We start from the raw sequence: 15,925 nt of genomic DNA on the forward strand, positions 1-15,925 counted from the left end.
TCCTTAGCGGGTGACGATCCCGGCGACCAGGTTGATCGTGGCGGCGAGGATCACCGTGCCGAACACGTACGACAGCAGCGTGTGCCGCAGCACGACCGCGCGGATCGTCGAGCTGGACACGCTGGTGTCGGACACCTGGTAGGTCATGCCGAGGTTGTAGCTGAAGTAGAAGAAGTCGCGATACGCGGGCGGATCGCCGGAATTGAAGTCGATCCCGGCGGAGGACGCCGCGTAGTACAGATCCGCGTACCGGGTGGCGTACATGAGATGCAGAGCCGCCCACACGAAGAACACCCCGCCCAGCGCGACCGCCGCGGCCACCGGCCCGGCCGACTGTCCCGACACCAGCAGCACCACGATGCCCGTCAAGCCGCAGAGCGCGGCAGCGACCACGATCAGTTCCTCAAGCGCCGGCCGGAGATCCTCCCGGCGCGCGTACCGGCGGGTCAGCTCCGCCGCCATCGGCCACAACGCAAGCCAGCCGGAGGCGACGAACACCGCCGCGGCCCCGGCGATCCCGGCCAGGATCCCCAGCGCCGCACCAGCCCCGAACCCCACCGCGGCCCCGGTCGCGGCTCCCGCCGCCGCCGTGATCCAGAGCCGGTGCGCCACCGATTCCAGGAAGCCGGAATTCATTTCGTCCCGGACCTGGCCAGTGCGGCACATTCGTTGAAATGGTCAATGCTGGGTGCCATGGCGGACACCGTACCCGGTTGACTGGTCCAGGGCAGGTCAGGATTTTGTTCCGCGAAACAAGGAAAATTGTCCGGCTCCACCGGAGCGCGGGCGCCGCGGCGGCCGGCGACACGGTCGCTGGCCGCATCGCTTGGCGCCTTGCCGCAGACGGCTGGCGAAGAACGACACGATCTCCCGGTCCGCGTCATCGAACTGATGTCGAGGTTGCGTCTTTCGGCGTCCTCGACGGAACTGAAGTGGACCGGCGCGAGCGGGACGACCGCGCGGATCCGCACCCCGGCGGGCTATTCGGGCGCGTGCTTGTCGGAGGCCTGCCACAGCTCCAGGCGGTTGTGGACCAGATGGGCGCGCGAGTAGCAGCCCTCGTCGCCGAACAGGTACGCGTTGATGGCGTTGGCGCTGATCGACACGACGATGAGGCCCCCGCTGGGCCGGCTTCTCGCCAAGGCAGTCGTAGCCGCGGAAATTCGGCAGCGATCACTGCCCAGGCAACTCGACCAGCTGCCGCGACGGCCACCGTGGCCAGCGCCAGCGCGGCGACGGCCGGGCGAAGGAAAGCCATGCCGCTCAGGGTGCCGAGCCGGGGGCACGGACTCGTGCGCGCCGGAGGAACGTGCCCACCCGCTGCCCGGCGAGTCCCGAATCACGGTTTCCGGGCTTGCTGCGGCTCCGCTTCCCGGCTTGTCGCGCGCGGGCCATAGCGGGTCTTGGCTTCAGCGATCAATTGACGCGCTTCACCGAGATGATTCCGCCAATCGTTCTCCGTGAAGGGAATCGCGCCCACTGGATAACTGGTACCACCGAGTTCCGCGGCAGTGTCGTACCAGCGACGATTGCTCTCCACCATCTGCTCGGCGGCAGCTCCGGTCGCCGCGTAGCGGAGTGCCGCGACGAGGAAGACCGTCGGCGCGTCCGGTACGCGGAAGAGGGGCGTGGTGAGCACGTCGGCGGGAACGGGATAGGTCAGGATCAGCCCGGAATCTCCCAGGTCGGCGCGGGTGAGGCCGGACATGATTCCGTCGAGGAAAGTGCCGGTGGCGTGGTCGGGCAGGAACAGATTGGCCCAGGGATGAGGCGCACGCCATTCGCCGGTGGTTTCGAGATAACCGACGGTTTCGTCGAGCCGGGCGGCGAACTCCGCATAACTGAGGTCTTCGGTCTTGTCCCGAGCCGCGTCGAAGCCGAGGCCGTCGAGCAAGGCGTCGTCCGGTTCCGCGGGCGGAGTGTGGAAAGCGGCGACGTCGAGCAGATGGAGCCAGCCCGCCTCGCCGGGAATGATCTGTCCTTGAAGAAAGTCGAACCGGCGCTCGCGGAGGAGTTTCCGTTGCTGCGCGCGCAGTTCGGCCGCGGTCGGGTAGTAAACCTTGATCCGCCGCACCCGGGCCGGCGCGGGAATGAGGGGAATGGTCGCGCGCACGATCACCCCGCATCGCCCGAACCCGGCGAGCACTGCTGCGAAAAGGTCCGGTGCTTCGGTCGGTGAACAGGTCCGCAGTACCCCGTCGCCGGTGACGACGTCGAGGGACAGCACGTTGTCGGTCTGCGCCCCGTACCGGTGACTCGTGCCGCCGATCCCGCCGACGGACAACGTCCCGCCGACGGAGAGGCCGAGGTAGTCGGTGAGGACGCGGGGCGTCAACCCGTGCCGGAGAGTGGCCGCCAGGAGTTCGGCCCACGTCGCACCGGCATCGACGACTACGCGGTCGTCGCTGATGTCGTGCACCGTACTGAGACCACTGAGGTCGAGCACGATGCCGGAAGCGGACTGGGCCTGGCCCATGCCGGTGTGGCCTTGTCCTCGTGGCGTGACGGAAAAACCGTGCTCCGCGGCGAAACGGAGGACCGCGCTGACATCTCGTGACGAGCTGACCCGGGCGACGGCCGACGGGGGGCGGGAGACGATCCCGCCGAAGTCGGCAGCGGCGTAGGCGATTTCCCGCGGGTCGGTGGACAGCGTGCCCTCGAACTGGAGTCCTGCGAAGGGTTGCTCGGGCATGCACTGCCTCCCGGTGTCCGTCCATTGAGCGCGCCGCATCGGCCACGGTAGCCCGGGGAACGCGGTTCCGGTTCCGCGGCCGAAGCGCGCGTGGTCAGGACACCGACTTGGCGGCGGAGGCGTCGACTCCGCGCGCCGCCACGACTTCGGCGCTGCCGTCGGCCAGCCGGTAACGCAGGCCGACCACAGCGGCCCGGCCGTCCGCGACCCGGTCGGCGAGCACGCGGGAGCGATCCAGCAGCAGGTCGACGGTGTGCTTGACGTGCTCAGCCAGAATCTCGTGCGGTTCGACCCGTCCCGCGGCCCGCGCGGCGAGGACGCTGGGTGTCACCTTCTCGACGACATCGCGGACATATCCGACCGGCGCGAGTCCGTCTTCGAGAGCCGCGCGCGCCGCGCCGACGGCACCGCACGAATCGTGGCCGAGGACGACGACGAGCGGGCAGTCCAGCAGGTCGACGCCGTACTCGATGCTGCCCAGGACCTCCCCGCCGATCACCTGGCCCGCGGTGCGCACGACGAACAGGTCGCCGAGGCCGCGGTCGAAGATGATCTCGGCGGCGAGACGCGAGTCGGAACACCCGAACAGGACCGCGAACGGATGCTGATTAGGCGCGATCGCCGCCCGGCGGGCAGCGTCCTGGTTGGGGTGCTCCGGGGCGCTGCTGACGAAGCGGTGGTTGCCTGCCATCAGCAGGTCGAACGCTTCCTGCGGAGTCGGCGGTGTCGTGTCGGCCATGGCCTCAGCCTAAACCGGCCGTGGTGGCGATCGGTGTTGCGATCGTCTCGCCGGGCGCAGGTTTCGACCGGGCCGGAGCGGGTCAGCGCCCCCGGCCGAGCGCGGCCCGTTTGACGAAGCCGACCGCGGCGGTCGCCAGGAACAGGACCGCGCCCACGACGACGAGCCAGAACAGGCCTTTGATCACCACCCCGAGCACGATGCACACCAGCCAGATCACCAGAAGCAGACCGAGCAGTGCCAGCATGGAGCCCTCCTGACCGTTCGCCGGGAAACCGCGGTTCTCCGGAGGGATACCCCAACGAGGCCGGGCTATGCGAAGGTCCGGGTGTTTGGCGGAGGCGGGTTTCGCGATCAGCCCCGCGATGGGGCGTCGTGCGAGACGCCGGCAGCGGCATGACCTGGCCGGCATCGTCCCCGGCCGCCCGTGGAAGGAGACCGGGGCCGACGCGGGCGTCGGGATGCCAGGAGCGGGCAAGTGGCGGGTGGGTGTCGCGGGCAGGCCCGGCTGGGTCCAGGCGGAAGCGGGGAACTACTGCCTGAGCAACGTCGAGGGAGGGCGGGGAACCCAGTTCAGCGGCCGGTCGGCCAAGAAGGACGTGCCGAAGCCCCGCGAATGCGACCGGTCCGTCCCGGACGCTCGGCCGGCGATCAGGAACAGCGCCAGGTGTAGGGGTGGTAGGTCCCGTCGGAGTCCGCGCGTGCCCCGGCCACCGTGCCGTCGTCGCCGATCCGGGACGGGAGGTCGCGCGTAATGTCGCCGAAGTTCGACACCCACGCGCCCTGCTGCCACACGCCGTAGCCGGTGCCGTTGGAGTCGTTGCCGCCGTGTGCCTCGTCGATCCGGCCGGTGATCAGGCCGTCCCGATTGATGTCGATCTGCGGGTTCCCGTTGGACAGGTTGTAGCTCGACTTGGGCAGTACGTGCGCCGCGCCCTGCTGGTCCCAGTAGACGCCGACCTTCTTGTCGTTGTACGTGGCGTCGCCGGCCACGCGCCCGTTGGAGAACGCCCTCCCGGCGGGAAAGCGCAGGCCCGGCAGCGTGCCGAGGCGGGTGATCGTGCCGGCTCGCCAGATCGCGAGACCGGAGTCGCGCAGCAGCAGCACCGAGCCGTCCTCGTCCACCGCCTGGGGCTGGGTGGGGTCCGGAGCCAGGCCGGGGAGCGCGGTGACGGTGCCCGGTTGCGCGGCGGGCCAGCGCACCACCGTGGTCAGGCCGCCGCTGTCGCCCCAGACGTATCCGGTGATGTCGCCCGCGTCGTTGATGCCGAGCGCGGCGGCCTTGGTGTTGTTCCCCAGCTTCGGCAGTTCCTCCAGCACGTCGCCCCGAGAGCGGAACGCCCTGCTCACGGAGACCCCCGGGAAGCTGACCCGCGCGGTGCCGACGATCGTGCCCGCGCGGTTCTCGCCGGCCACTTCGTAGCCGAGCCGGTCGCCGATCCCGGAGAAGACGGAGTACGCGCCGTTCTTCCAGGCGATCGGCCGCTGGCCGTCGGCGGTGTCGGCGACCCCGGCGAAGCCGCCCTGGTGGTCGGTCGCGGTCGGCAGCCCGCCCCGGCCCGGCACGGGAAGCGCCGTCGGCCGCCAGGTGCAGGCTGCCGCGGCGGACGCGGCCGAGGCCGGGACGAGCAAGGCCGCCGCGACCAGCAAGGCGCCGCCTAGTAACCGGTATCTGTGCACGTTTCCCTCCAAAAAGTGGCGGTGAACGCCACCAAGGATCTCGTTCACGGCCGTGGGAGGGGGCGATGATAGGGGTGCTTTCGCGTGATCAGGGGCACGATCGTGGTCTGTCGCCGAGTCCGGCGGCGTGGGCATGGTGCTCGTCAATCCGGCCCTGCTCGCCGCGGTGAACCACAAAGGACGGTCGAGTCCGGCACGTCGATGGCCACCCCGCACATCGCGAGCCTCGCCCGGACGCAGACGGTGACCCGCACCCTCGCCAACCTGAGCCGCCGATCCCGGTCGTGCCTCCCGGCGCGGAGCAGAAGTTCACCCGAACTACCGCCGCGGCCGGCAAAGTTCGGCGGAACCAGCGGCAGTCCAACGGTTTCCGTGCGGCCGGGATACTCCGCGACGGTCGACGGACCGGCTCCGGCGACGGAAACCGTCGCGCAACTGAAGCATCTCGCCGGTGCGACCTCCCCGCTGGTGCCCCGCGGCGAACGACCATGTCGCGACGTTCACCGTCACCGCGCCGCCGGGCACGACCGACCTGATCGCGCCGAGTTCTCTCGCCGGGTCCGGCAAAGTGCGCCGAGCGGTTCCTGCGACCTGTACGCAGACCCGGCGACCGAGTCGGTCCGCACTGCCCGCTGGAGCGGTTCCGAACCCTGCTGTCCTATTCGGACGGATCGTCGGTCGCTCCGGCCAGCACCCTCGTGCCGGTCACGACTTACCGAATTTTTCGTGAACTGCCTGAGGAATCGGGCGAATCGCGACGATTCGGTCTCCGTATTGCGTGCGGCCGCCTCGCTGTTAAGGTTAGGTATGCCTAACTTCTTGACGGGGCTTCGTCGACGTCCGGAACGGCGCCGGCGGGGCGTGGTCCTGCTGGCGGCGGTTCTGGCCGCTGGGGCGTGTTCGGCGCCGCAAGGGGCGGACTCGGGCGCTGTCAGACAGACGCTCACCGACGTGCTGGGGCGGAAGGTCGAAGTCCCGGTGCCGGCGAAGCGGATCCTGTTCGACGGAGCGCGGATGCTGTACACGACCGCCTTGCTGGACAAGGAGGATCCGCTGCGAGGGATCGTCGGGCTGCCGAACGACCTCGAACAGAACGACCCGGATTCGCTGCGGCAGTACCGGAAGAAGTTCCCCGGCATCGACAGGATCCAGCGCACCGGGCAGGTGTACGACGGGTCGTTCTCGGCGGAGGAGGCGATCCGGCTCCGGCCGGACGTGTTCGTCATCAGTGCGGCGAACTTCAAGGCGGCGCAGGATTCCGGGGTCGTGGACAAGCTCGGCCGGGTCGGCGTCCCGACCGTCGTGGTCGACTACTTCGAGAACCCCCTCGGGAACACGGTTGCGTCGGTGCGGCTGATGGGCGCGCTGACCGGCCGGATCGCCGAGGCGGACGCGTTCGCGTCGTATTACCAAACGGCCATGGATCGGGTCCGCTCGCGGCTCGCCGCCGCGCACCAGCCGCCGACACCGACCTTCCTGTGGCGCGCGCCGGGATACTTCGAATGCTGCTCCAGTTTCGCGAAGTCCAATCTCGCCGAGATCGTGACGTTCGCGGGCGGGACGAATCTGGCCGACGACGTGCTGAAAACGAAACAAGGGACGGTTTCCCCGGAGGCGATCCTGAGCCGCGACCCGGAGGTGATCATCGCCACCGGCGCGGACTGGGCGCCAGGGAGCCCGGCGAAGGCGGGCTCGTTCATTCCGCTCGGGTACGACGAGAAACCGGACGCGGCCAAGGCACAGCTGCGGTCGATTGTCGAGAAGCAGGCCGGATTCTCTCAACTGAAAGCGGTGAAGGACCACCGGACGTACGCGGCGTGGCACCACTTCTACGACTCGCCCTACAACTTCCTCGCCGTGGAGTGGTTCGCGAAGTGGCTTCATCCCGACCTGTTCCGGGACGTCGATCCGGACGCGACGATCCGTGAGCCGCACAAGAAATTCCTGCCGGTTCCGTACCAGGGCACGTTCTGGACGGAGCTGCCGTGACGGCTCAGGCCGAACTGGCGAGCCCGGAAGTCCGCGTCGCGGAGGTCGTCGGCGCGCACCGCGGCCGGGTCCGGCGCAAACGGCTGACCGTGACGGTGCTGGTGCTGGTGACCATCGCCGCGGCCGCGGCGGACGTCGCGGTCGGGAGCGAGGCCCTCGGGACCGGGGACACCGTGCGGGCGATCTTCACGCCATGGGACGCGCCGGTGATGGACACGGAGATCGTCTGGCACCTCAGGATGCCGATGACGGTATCTCGTCGTGCCGGGCTGGGTGCTGGGACTGTTCCTGGAAAAACACCCGCCGCCGGAAGTGCTGTCGCTGGCGCACACTCTGCTGTTCTTCGGGATCGCGCAGCAATACTTGAAGGGCGCGCAGAACGTCTGCGTCGGCCTGCTGCGCGGCCTGGGCAACACGAAAAGCGGCTTCCGCGCGACCCTGCTCGGCTATTGGGTGATCGGCATCCCCGTCATGGTGCTGTGCGGCTTCGGCCTGAGCCTTGCCGGGCCCGGAATCTGGCTCGGACTGTGCTTCGGCTTCGGCGCCACCGCGGTGCTGCTGCTCCGGAAGTTCTCCCGGGAACTGGCCAGCACCCCGGCGCTTTCGGCGGTTCCGGGAAGAACTTGAACGAAGACGAACGTGCCGAGCAGCGTGCGCATTAGTCGTCCAGCTTACCGAAACTTTGCCTTCGAAGGCTTCAGTCGAATGGCGATCGAATTTACAATTCGGTTATGTCGAAAGCGCGCGGGCACTCGCCGGCTGATCCGGTCCACCGGCCGGAAATGGCGTGTTCGCTGGAACGAGCGTTGGACCTCGTGGCCAACCGGTCGACGTGGCTTATTTTGCGCGAGATTTTTTTACGGTACGAACCGGTTCCTGAAACTGGTGGAAAAGACCGGACTGAGCACCCCGGTCGTGGCCGACCGGCTCCGGCGGATGACGGCGACCGGCCTGGTGCGAAAAGTGGCGTACCAGGATCCCGGTCGGCGGGCTCGGGAGAGCTATGTGTTCGAGCGGCCGGGCCTCGAATTGATGCCTGCGCTGTTCGCGCTGACGCAGTGGGGCGACCGGTACCTCTCCGATGCCGGAGGGCCGGTCGCGCCAGTGCACGCGGGCTGCGGTTCGGCGATCTGGGTCGTGCCCATGTGCGATGACGGGCACGTGGTGGAACCCGACGAGATCGGAGTCGCGCTCAGCCGGATGTTCGAACCTGAGGTGGTTTCCCGGCCGGGCTGACGGAGTTCGCCGGAAAGCTGTCAGTTCTTGAGATGCTGCCTGAGCACACGAAGCACGTCGCGGAGGCTTGCGGCCCGGCGTTGAGGTAAACACGTCGTCGCCGACGGCGTTCCGGACCGGCGAGGACAGCCTCCGCGCTGTCTGTCCTCGCCGGTCCGGTCGCTACCAGGTGACGGGCAGTTCGTGGAGCCCGTAGATCACGGCGTCGTACTTGAACTTCACTTCGTCCAGCGGGACGGCGAGGCGGAGGGTGGGTACGCGCCGCAGCAGGGCCGGGTAGACGACCTGCAGTTCGAGACGGGCCAGCGGCTGGCCGACGCAGTGGTGGGTGCCGCCGCCGAAGGCCTGGTGCCTGCGGGCGTTGCGGGTGAGGTCGAGCCGGTCGGGGTCGTCGAACACTTCGGGATCGCGGTTGGCGAGTTCGCCGAGCAGGATCACTCCGTCGCCGGCCGGGATGGTGCGGCCCGCCACTTCGATGTCCTCCAGGGCGGTGCGCCGCCGGCCCAAGTGGACGATCGACAGGTACCGCAGCAACTCCTCGACCGCGCCCGTCACCGCCCGCGGGTCGTCGGCGTCGCGCAGCAGCGCCAGCTGATCGGGGTGCTGCAGGAGGGCGAGGGTGCCGAGGCTGATCATGTTGGCGGTGGTTTCGTGGCCGCCGAGCAGCAGCAGGACGCCCATCGTCGCGGCTTCGCGCGCGGTGAGTTCGCCGACGCGGATCTGAGCGCCGAGTTTGGAGAGCAGGTCGTCGCCGGGTTCGGCGGTTTTCTTCGCCACGAGCTCGTCGAGGTAGCCGGCCAGCGCCGAGTGCGCCGCTCCGCGTTCGGTGCCGGTGGCGGTGGCCGAGACCATGATCTTGCTGTTGGCCTGGAAGAATTCGTGGTCGGCGTAGGGCACGCCGAGCATTTCGGAAATGACCAGCGAAGGCAGCGGCAAAGCCAATGCCTGGACGAGATCGGCTGGTGTGGGCCCGGCGAGCATCCGGTCGAGGAACTCGTCGGTCAGCCGCTGGATCGCGGGACGCATCGCCTCGACGCGTTTGACGGTGAAAGCACCGCTGATCATCCGGCGGAGGCGGGCGTGCTCGGGGTCGTCCATCCCGACGAAGCTCAGGTCGGTCCCGCCGCCGTGGCTGTGGGCGGGGTCGATGGGACTGGGGAAGTTGGGGGCGGCGAAATCGACGCTCAGCCGCGGGTCGGCGAGCAGCGTTTTCTGTTCCGCGTGCCCGGTCACCGCCCAGGGGGTCGAGCCTCCCCAGGAACGGACCTGGGTGACCGGTCCGCGGCCGGCGAGTGCCCGCAGTTCCGGCGACGGGTCGAACGGGCAGACCGCGGAGCGCGGCGGCGGGAATTCGGGGATGGTCTCGTCGACGTCGGTTCGAGCGGTCATCAAGCACTCCTGATCGAAGATGGGCCTGGCAGGAAGGATCGGCGCTTACCCGGCGTCGGCAGTTTCCCGGGGCAGGGTGTATCGGCCGGTCAGTTCGACCCGCCGGAGACGGGTCTGCCGCGGCATGTTCCAGCCGAGCACGCCTTCCGGCCCGTCGGATCCGGTGTAACGGACGACGAAGCGGCCTGCCCGCGGGTCTCCTTCGACGATCTCGGCCCGGGCGTCCGGCGAGATGATGCCGTGGATCTGGAGCCTGGCGTCGAACTGGTCGGTCCAAAAATGGGGAACGGGCCGGTAGGCTCGCCTGTTCCGAGGATGTCCGCGGCGACGGCGCGGGCCTGGTCGCCCGCGTTGGTCCGGTTTTCCAGGCGCAGCGAGCGCCCGAGCCCTTCGTGGTGCCAGCGGGCTACGTCGCCCGCTGCCCTGAAGCCATTCGGTGGCCGGACGGCAGCCGATCGCGACGATCACGACGGCGGCTTCCAGCTCTGTCCCGTCGCTGAGCCGCACTCCTGCGACCCGGCCGTCGCGGGTGTGGAGGGTGTCCGGCAGAACACCGCCCAGCAGCCGGACCCCGTTGCGACGGTGGAGTTCGGCGAGTTGCCCGGCGGCCAGCGCGCCGAGGTGCCGAGCCATCGGAACAGTCTGGGGGCCGACCAGGGTCACAGGCCGGCCGCGTTGCCGCGCGGTAGCGGCGGTCTCGGCGCCGAGCGCTCCGTCGCCGATCACCACCACCCGCCGCGCGGACAGCAGCTCAGTGCGCAGAACCGCGGCGTCGCCCAGCGTGCGAATCACATGCGTGCCGCGGACTTCGCGCCGGGCCGGCAGCAACGACGCGCCGACGCCGGTCGCGATCACGACCGCGTGCAGCACGCGCCCGGAAGCCGTGCTGACTTCCCGGCGCTCGGCGTTGAACGAGATCGCCGCGTCCCCGAGCACAAAGGCCGCGTCCAACGCGTCCAGCGCCTGCGCCGAGCGGAGTTGCGCGCGGGTCTCTTCCCATTGCCCGTTCAAGACCTGGTTGGACAGCGGCGGACGATCGCAGGGCAGTTCCGGTTCCGCTCCCAGCAACGTCAACGCGCCCTCATACCCCTTGCGGCGCAGGCCTTCCGCCGTAGCCAGACCAGCCGCTGAGGCGCCGACGACGAGGACGCTCCCGACGGGGCTCATGTGGTGTGGTCGAGGCGGATGCAGGCGGCCGGGCAGACCTCAGCGGCTTCGACGACCTGCTCGTGCAGGTCCGCGCCCGGCGCTTGTTCGAGCAGGAAGACGATGCCGTCGTCCTCACGCTGGTCGAAAACCTCAGGAGCGATCAGCACGCATGGACCCGCGCCGCAGCATTTGTCTTCTTCTATGGCGATCTTCATGGTTCCCCTTTCCGAACGCCAGCGGCCTGAGCACATCGGCGATGTCCGGCGCATGCGCCGGACGACGCCGATGCCCAAGCGTGCTCGGCTTCTTCGCTTCCGTGGCTTCTTGCGATGCGGGCCGTCCTGTGGGGCAGTTGAACGGATCGGCTACTCAGCGATGGCTGACCTCCGCGGTCAGCAACCCGGTCAGCGCGTCCTCGAGCGTTCTCGCGGTGTGTTTCCAGGCTGCGACGGGTCGGGCGGTCCCCTCGGCCAGCATTCGTTCGCGTTCGGCGCAGGTATGCGTGATCACATGGCGGGCCATTTCGCCGCGTTCGCGGCGAACTTGAGCGGATACCTTGTCTTTCAAGCAGTTTCCCAGCTCGCGCAGGGTGTGCTGAAGGCTGGGGCGGGTGAGCGAGTCGTCGGTGATCATGGCGCGCATCATCGGGTCGGTCAGCACCAGAACGGCGAACCGGGCGTGCCAGGACGGGACGCCAAGGGATTCCAGGTGCTCGGTGACCGGCCGCACCAGGCACCGGACCCAATCCCGCACGTCGTCGCTTGCGCCCGCCGCCGAGACGTGCCGCTGGCGGATGGCATCGATCGCTTTGCTGTGTTTGGTCATGATCTCGCGCACTAGCGTGGTTTTGCTGCCGAAGTGGTAGCTGACCACTGTGGTGTTGTTCTGCCCGGCCGCTTCGCCGATCTGCCTGTTGGACACGGCGGACAGCCCGTGCTGGGCGTAGAGCCGTTCTGCTGTTGCCATGATCGCCTGACGGGTGGCGGCAGAACGGGGCGTGGCGTCTTCGAGATTCGCGGATTTGTTCACCATGCGGGAATTTCCTCCTGTGAAGGCGCGTTCGGCATGCCCTCCTGGCGCTCGAGTTCACCGGTGCCGATGACTGGCCCGGGTACGGGCTTGCTGCTGAACGCGATGTCCCCGCCGGCGCTGCGAAGCCTCTCGCATCCGCTGCGCTTCGCGGCTGTCGTCGAGCGCTCGCGGTCAGTGAATTCCTGATGCACCGCGCCGGTTTGCTCGCTGGCACGCTTCGCCAAAATCAACGAGCCTGTTGACCGTCCTTGACCGGATCCCGTTCTCGTCCGGGCAAGCCGGGCATCGTGCGGATCAAGGACGCGAACGTCTCCTTGACGGCGAATCGCTTGCCGTCCAGGCGATGCCAATACTTGCGGCCTGAGGCGTTCGACGTCTTCTCCGCGCGGCCGCCGAAGGCGCGCCACCCGCTCCGCGGGACACCAGGAGGCATCCAGCGAGGCGGCCGGAGGTGCGATCGGCACAGTGAGGCACATGCTCGTCATGGTGCTTTCCTCCGCTCCGGCGCGACACCACCTCATCATGAATCATCAATTAAGTCAACTGAATGAAGATTCGCCGCCTTGGGGTGGTCGCTCCGGCTTCGACCTGCGCGGCGGCGAGGGCGTGCCGGCTGCCTCGGCCCGGCGGTTCGCGGTGCCTGACCGCTTCGCCGGAGGCGATCAGCGTCACGGGTTAGTTGTACAAGGCAAGCAATCTGCTACGTTGAAATAAGTCACTTGATTTAACTGCGATTTCGACGAGAGATGAGAGATCCAATGCCTGCTTCTGCTGGTCTTTCCTCCGCGCCCGAAGGGAAGCCCGGTGCGATCGTGGCGGTCCTGGCTCTGGCGGGGGTGGTCGTGTCGTTGATGCAGACCATGGTGATCCCGATCGTGCCGAAGCTGCCGGTGCTGTTGCACGCGACGGCGGCGGACACGACGTGGGCGGTGACGGCGACCCTGCTGGCCGCGGCCGTCGCGACGCCGACCGTCGGGCGCTTGGGCGACATGTACGGCAAGAGGCGAATGCTGCTGCTGAGCGTGCTGCTGCTGGTGTCGGGATCAGTGCTCGCGGCGGTGAGTTCGAGCCTCGTGCTCATGATCGCGGGCCGGGCATTGCAGGGGCTCGCGGCCGGAGTGATCCCGCTGGGGATCAGCATCATGCGCGACGAACTGCCTGCGGACCGGCTGGGCTCGGCGACCGCGTTGATGAGTGCCTCACTGGGCATCGGCGGTGCGCTCGGACTCCCGGCGGCGGCTCTGCTGGCGGAGAAGGCCGACTGGCACCTGCTGTTCTGGACCTCGGCCGGATTGGGCGTGGTGGTGTTCGCGTTCGTGGCGGCATTGGTGCCGGAATCGCGGGTGCGCGCGGGCGGCCGGTTCGACTTCGTGGGCGCTGTCGGGCTTTCGGCGGTGCTGGTGGCGTTGCTGCTTGCCGTCTCCAAGGGCTCGGACTGGGGCTGGGGCAGCGGCGTGACGCTCGGTTTGCTGCTCGGCGCGGTCGCAACGGCACTCTTGTGGGGGCGATGGGAGCTGCGCGTTCGGCAGCCTCTGGTCGACCTGCGCACCACCACGCGGAAGCAGGTGCTGCTGACCGACATCGCGTCGGCGGTGTTCGGGTTCGCGATGTTCGCGATGTCCTTGGTGCTGCCGCAGTTGCTGCAGCTGCCGGAAGCGACCGGATACGGACTCGGGCAGTCGCTGCTGACGGTCGGTCTGGTGATGGCGCCTAACGGGTTGGTGATGATGGCCGTCGCGCCGATCTCGGCGCGCGTTTCCGCGTCGCGGGGCCCGAAAGCGACGTTGATGCTCGGCGCGCTGGTCGTCGCCGCGGGGTACGGGCTGGCGATCGTGCTGATGTCCGCGGTGTGGCAGCTGGTGCTCGTGTCGTGCGTGATCGGCGCGGGGATCGGGCTTGCCTACGGCGCGATGCCCGCACTGGTGATGAGCGCGGTGCCGGTGTCGGAGACCGCGGCGGCCAACAGTCTCAACACATTGATGCGTTCGATTGGCACATCGGTTTCGAGCGCAGTGGCGGGGGTCGTCCTGGCTCAGCTGGTGATCTCAGTCGGTCCGGCGATTTTCCCGTCGCAGAACGCTTTCCGCGTCGTACTGGCGATCGGGGCCGGTGCGGCACTGGTCGCGCTCGCGGTGGCGTATTTCATCCCCGGCGGCCGCGGCGCCGTGACGGCAGCGGTTCGCGCCGAGCAGCCCGAGGCGAGCGGCTCGCCGAGTCGCTGAGGCGGGATCCGCTGATCAGGCAATCATTTTTCTCGAAGCGAGGGAGTGTTGTGGACACTGGACTGGCCGGCAAGGTCGTGATCGTCACCGGGGCCACCGCCAACATCGGCCGCGGCATCGCACTGGCTTTCGCGGCCGAAGGCGCGAAGGTCGTCGTCGTGGGAAGGGACCACGATGCCGGGAAACGGGTGACCGCCCTGGCCCTGGAGACCGGTGCCGCCGGTGCGATGTGGCACGCGGCCGATGTCACCGAGCGCGACGCTGTCGCCGGAATGGTGTCCAGAACCGTCAGCGAGTTCGGCGTGGTCGACGTGCTCATCAACAACGTCGGAGGGAATTCCCCGATGACCCCGTTCGCGGGATCCACGCCGGAGCAATGGCGGGCGGATCTGGACGTCAACCTCATCAGCACGCTCTTGTGCACTCATCAGGTCCTGCCGCACATGCTCGAACGCGAGTACGGCCGCATTGTCAACATCGGGTCCATGGCCGCGCTGATCGGCGATCCGCACCTGGCGGTGTACTCGGCGGCGAAGGGCGCGGTACATTCCTTCACCCGCGTTCTCGCGCTCGAGACGGGCGGCAGCGGCATCACGGTCAACGCGATCGCCCCTTACGGCACGCTCCCGCAGGATCCGGCCGCGGAGACGAGCAGCGGCAGCCGGTTTCATCCTGGCACTGGCATGTTCGGGCCGCGGCTGCGGGCGGGCAGCGGCGTCCACGAAGGGTTCCGCCGTTCCACCGCGCTGACGCGTGATTTCGCCCGTCCCGCCGAGATCGGCGCCGCCGCGGTCTACCTGTCCTCGGAACACGCCGCGTTCATCACTGGCCAGGTGCTGCCGGTCGAAGGAGGCGTCTCGCTGACGTGAGGGCCGGCCGGGTGCGCACGGGCCGCTTCCTCTGCCGAACCGTGCGCATCAACGACGGCCAGACAACGAAAAGCGCAGGGGCGAGTGCCGAAACGACTGAAGATCTGCTGAGGAGGAGCGCGCAGACTGGGATTCTCCCGCGAAGACGAGATCGCGATCGTGTTCTGTGGTCGAAGAAGAGCCTGGCAAGCGGGGTGCCGATGGCGACCGTGCTGTTCCCCGCAACTGCAGTGGGGCTTACTGTGCTGCCGTTGATGCTGTTCCAGCAGATCCAGCTCATGGTATGCGCTTGGATGGCGCGCCGCTACGCGAATCGGCGTGCGCGCACGGCTGAACAGCGAGTCATTCGGATAGTCCTCGACGTCGCTGTGTGACAGCGGGCGCGGCGTGTCGTAGGCGTTGCGGTACCGGTGAAAACGCGGATCTTCGGCAAGAACGTTGGCTCGGCCAAAGATCGGCTTCGCCGGAGCCTCTTGTTGATGGTGCGGCTGGGACTCGCGAACCTGATCAGACGTGGCAAGTTCGCGTGTGTATCTCGGCAGACAGGAGCTACTGAGACACATGCGTTCATCCGCCGAGCACGCGAGACGACTCCGGCAGCGCTTTGATCCGTTCTCGCGCGCCCGAGGAACCGGCCCTGGGGCCGACCGATGCGCGACGGACTCGCCGGGCCCGAACGTCGTGCGGGACGGCAGCCGGTCCCGTATCAGGAACTCATCTGCAGCCTCCGTGCGCCGCGCTGAACCAGCGTGTGCTCGACGATCAGTCGTCAGACGTCGCCTTCGCTGCACGCGGCGGCCGAACAGCCGTGGCACGCGTTTGCGAGGGAACAGGCTGCCGCCCCTCTGCTGGCGAAGCGCGCGCGGTGCCGTTTGCCAGCAAGCAACGTCGTCGGCTCAAACTAACTAGGACGTTCACGTCGCGCTCT

General features: G+C 68.4%; 18 protein-coding genes and 2 pseudogenes. 7 read left to right on the plus strand and 13 right to left on the minus strand.

Annotation, left to right across the window (positions count from 1 at the left end; genetic code table 11):
* Window positions 1–3: 3 nt before the first annotated feature.
* From A4R44_RS16680 to A4R44_RS16695, 6 genes are all read right to left on the minus strand, one after another.
* Window positions 4–666: a DUF1345 domain-containing protein gene (locus A4R44_RS16680; protein ID WP_198545305.1), complete on the minus strand. Its 663-nt coding sequence runs from the start codon at window positions 664–666 to the stop codon at window positions 4–6.
* Window positions 667–980: 314 nt separating this feature from the next.
* Entirely contained in the window at window positions 981–1,106 is a 126-nt protein-coding gene (locus A4R44_RS51740; protein ID WP_255366103.1) for a hypothetical protein, read from the minus strand.
* A 233-nt stretch (window positions 1,107–1,339) separates the two neighbouring features.
* Entirely contained in the window at window positions 1,340–2,692 is a 1,353-nt protein-coding gene (locus A4R44_RS16685) for an FAD-binding protein (RefSeq protein ID WP_067581019.1), read from the minus strand.
* Between the two features lie 94 nt (window positions 2,693–2,786).
* Entirely contained in the window at window positions 2,787–3,431 is a 645-nt protein-coding gene (locus A4R44_RS16690; RefSeq protein WP_067581021.1) for a carbonic anhydrase, read from the minus strand.
* Between the two features lie 82 nt (window positions 3,432–3,513).
* Window positions 3,514–3,678, minus strand: a complete 165-nt coding sequence (locus A4R44_RS49005; RefSeq protein WP_093572809.1) for a hypothetical protein — start codon at window positions 3,676–3,678, stop codon at window positions 3,514–3,516.
* 404 nt (window positions 3,679–4,082) lie between these two features.
* Window positions 4,083–5,111, minus strand: a complete 1,029-nt coding sequence (locus A4R44_RS16695) for a hypothetical protein (RefSeq protein WP_157904886.1) — start codon at window positions 5,109–5,111, stop codon at window positions 4,083–4,085.
* 951 nt (window positions 5,112–6,062) lie between these two features.
* On the opposite strand from A4R44_RS16695, the gene A4R44_RS47945 reads away from it, so the two are divergent.
* On the plus strand, window positions 6,063–7,100 hold the full coding sequence (locus A4R44_RS47945; protein ID WP_157904887.1) for an ABC transporter substrate-binding protein: 1,038 nt from the start codon (window positions 6,063–6,065) through the stop codon (window positions 7,098–7,100).
* 4 nt (window positions 7,101–7,104) lie between these two features.
* Here A4R44_RS47945 and A4R44_RS16710 read toward each other — a convergent pair whose 3' ends face one another.
* Window positions 7,105–7,317, minus strand: a complete 213-nt coding sequence (locus A4R44_RS16710) for a hypothetical protein (RefSeq protein WP_067581029.1) — start codon at window positions 7,315–7,317, stop codon at window positions 7,105–7,107.
* Between the two features lie 44 nt (window positions 7,318–7,361).
* On the opposite strand from A4R44_RS16710, the gene A4R44_RS16715 reads away from it, so the two are divergent.
* Both A4R44_RS16715 and A4R44_RS16720 read left to right on the plus strand, forming a co-directional pair.
* A complete protein-coding gene (locus tag A4R44_RS16715) occupies window positions 7,362–7,727 on the plus strand; it encodes an MATE family efflux transporter (RefSeq protein WP_067581031.1) in 366 nt (121 codons plus the stop codon).
* A gap of 78 nt (window positions 7,728–7,805) precedes the next feature.
* Entirely contained in the window at window positions 7,806–8,336 is a 531-nt protein-coding gene (locus A4R44_RS16720; protein WP_095213383.1) for a helix-turn-helix domain-containing protein, read from the plus strand.
* A gap of 162 nt (window positions 8,337–8,498) precedes the next feature.
* Here A4R44_RS16720 and A4R44_RS16725 read toward each other — a convergent pair whose 3' ends face one another.
* From A4R44_RS16725 to A4R44_RS16750, 6 genes and pseudogenes are all read right to left on the minus strand, one after another.
* Window positions 8,499–9,725: a cytochrome P450 gene (locus tag A4R44_RS16725; RefSeq protein ID WP_067581033.1), complete on the minus strand. Its 1,227-nt coding sequence runs from the start codon at window positions 9,723–9,725 to the stop codon at window positions 8,499–8,501.
* A 45-nt stretch (window positions 9,726–9,770) separates the two neighbouring features.
* Window positions 9,771–10,892, minus strand: a pseudogene (locus tag A4R44_RS16730) (NAD(P)/FAD-dependent oxidoreductase).
* Window positions 10,889–11,089, minus strand: coding sequence for a ferredoxin (locus A4R44_RS16735; protein WP_067581035.1), 201 nt, complete (start codon window positions 11,087–11,089; stop codon window positions 10,889–10,891). The pseudogene A4R44_RS16730 and the gene A4R44_RS16735 overlap by 4 nt, the downstream one beginning before the upstream one ends.
* Before the next feature lie 154 nt (window positions 11,090–11,243).
* Window positions 11,244–11,906, minus strand: a complete 663-nt coding sequence (locus tag A4R44_RS16740) for a TetR/AcrR family transcriptional regulator (protein ID WP_067581037.1) — start codon at window positions 11,904–11,906, stop codon at window positions 11,244–11,246.
* A complete protein-coding gene (locus A4R44_RS16745; protein WP_157904889.1) occupies window positions 11,900–12,136 on the minus strand; it encodes a hypothetical protein in 237 nt (78 codons plus the stop codon). Before A4R44_RS16745 ends, A4R44_RS16740 begins: the two co-directional genes overlap by 7 nt.
* On the minus strand, window positions 12,133–12,339 hold the full coding sequence (locus tag A4R44_RS16750; protein WP_067581042.1) for a hypothetical protein: 207 nt from the start codon (window positions 12,337–12,339) through the stop codon (window positions 12,133–12,135). Before A4R44_RS16750 ends, A4R44_RS16745 begins: the two co-directional genes overlap by 4 nt.
* Window positions 12,340–12,380: 41 nt before the next feature.
* Here A4R44_RS16750 and A4R44_RS47950 point away from each other — a divergent pair, with 41 nt between their 5' ends.
* The 4 genes and pseudogenes from A4R44_RS47950 to A4R44_RS45725 all read left to right on the plus strand — a co-directional run.
* Window positions 12,381–12,620, plus strand: coding sequence for a hypothetical protein (locus tag A4R44_RS47950; protein ID WP_143132393.1), 240 nt, complete (start codon window positions 12,381–12,383; stop codon window positions 12,618–12,620).
* A 44-nt stretch (window positions 12,621–12,664) separates the two neighbouring features.
* Entirely contained in the window at window positions 12,665–14,128 is a 1,464-nt protein-coding gene (locus A4R44_RS16755) for an MFS transporter (protein ID WP_067581045.1), read from the plus strand.
* 50 nt (window positions 14,129–14,178) lie between these two features.
* Window positions 14,179–14,997, plus strand: a complete 819-nt coding sequence (locus A4R44_RS16760) for an SDR family NAD(P)-dependent oxidoreductase (protein ID WP_067581047.1) — start codon at window positions 14,179–14,181, stop codon at window positions 14,995–14,997.
* Window positions 14,998–15,111: 114 nt separating this feature from the next.
* Window positions 15,112–15,371: pseudogene (locus A4R44_RS45725) on the plus strand (bile acid:sodium symporter); the annotation flags it as partial.
* Between the last annotated feature and the right edge of the window lie 554 nt (window positions 15,372–15,925).

This window comes from Amycolatopsis sp. M39 (assembly GCF_001651785.1).
Classification (GTDB): domain Bacteria; phylum Actinomycetota; class Actinomycetes; order Mycobacteriales; family Pseudonocardiaceae; genus Amycolatopsis; species Amycolatopsis rubida.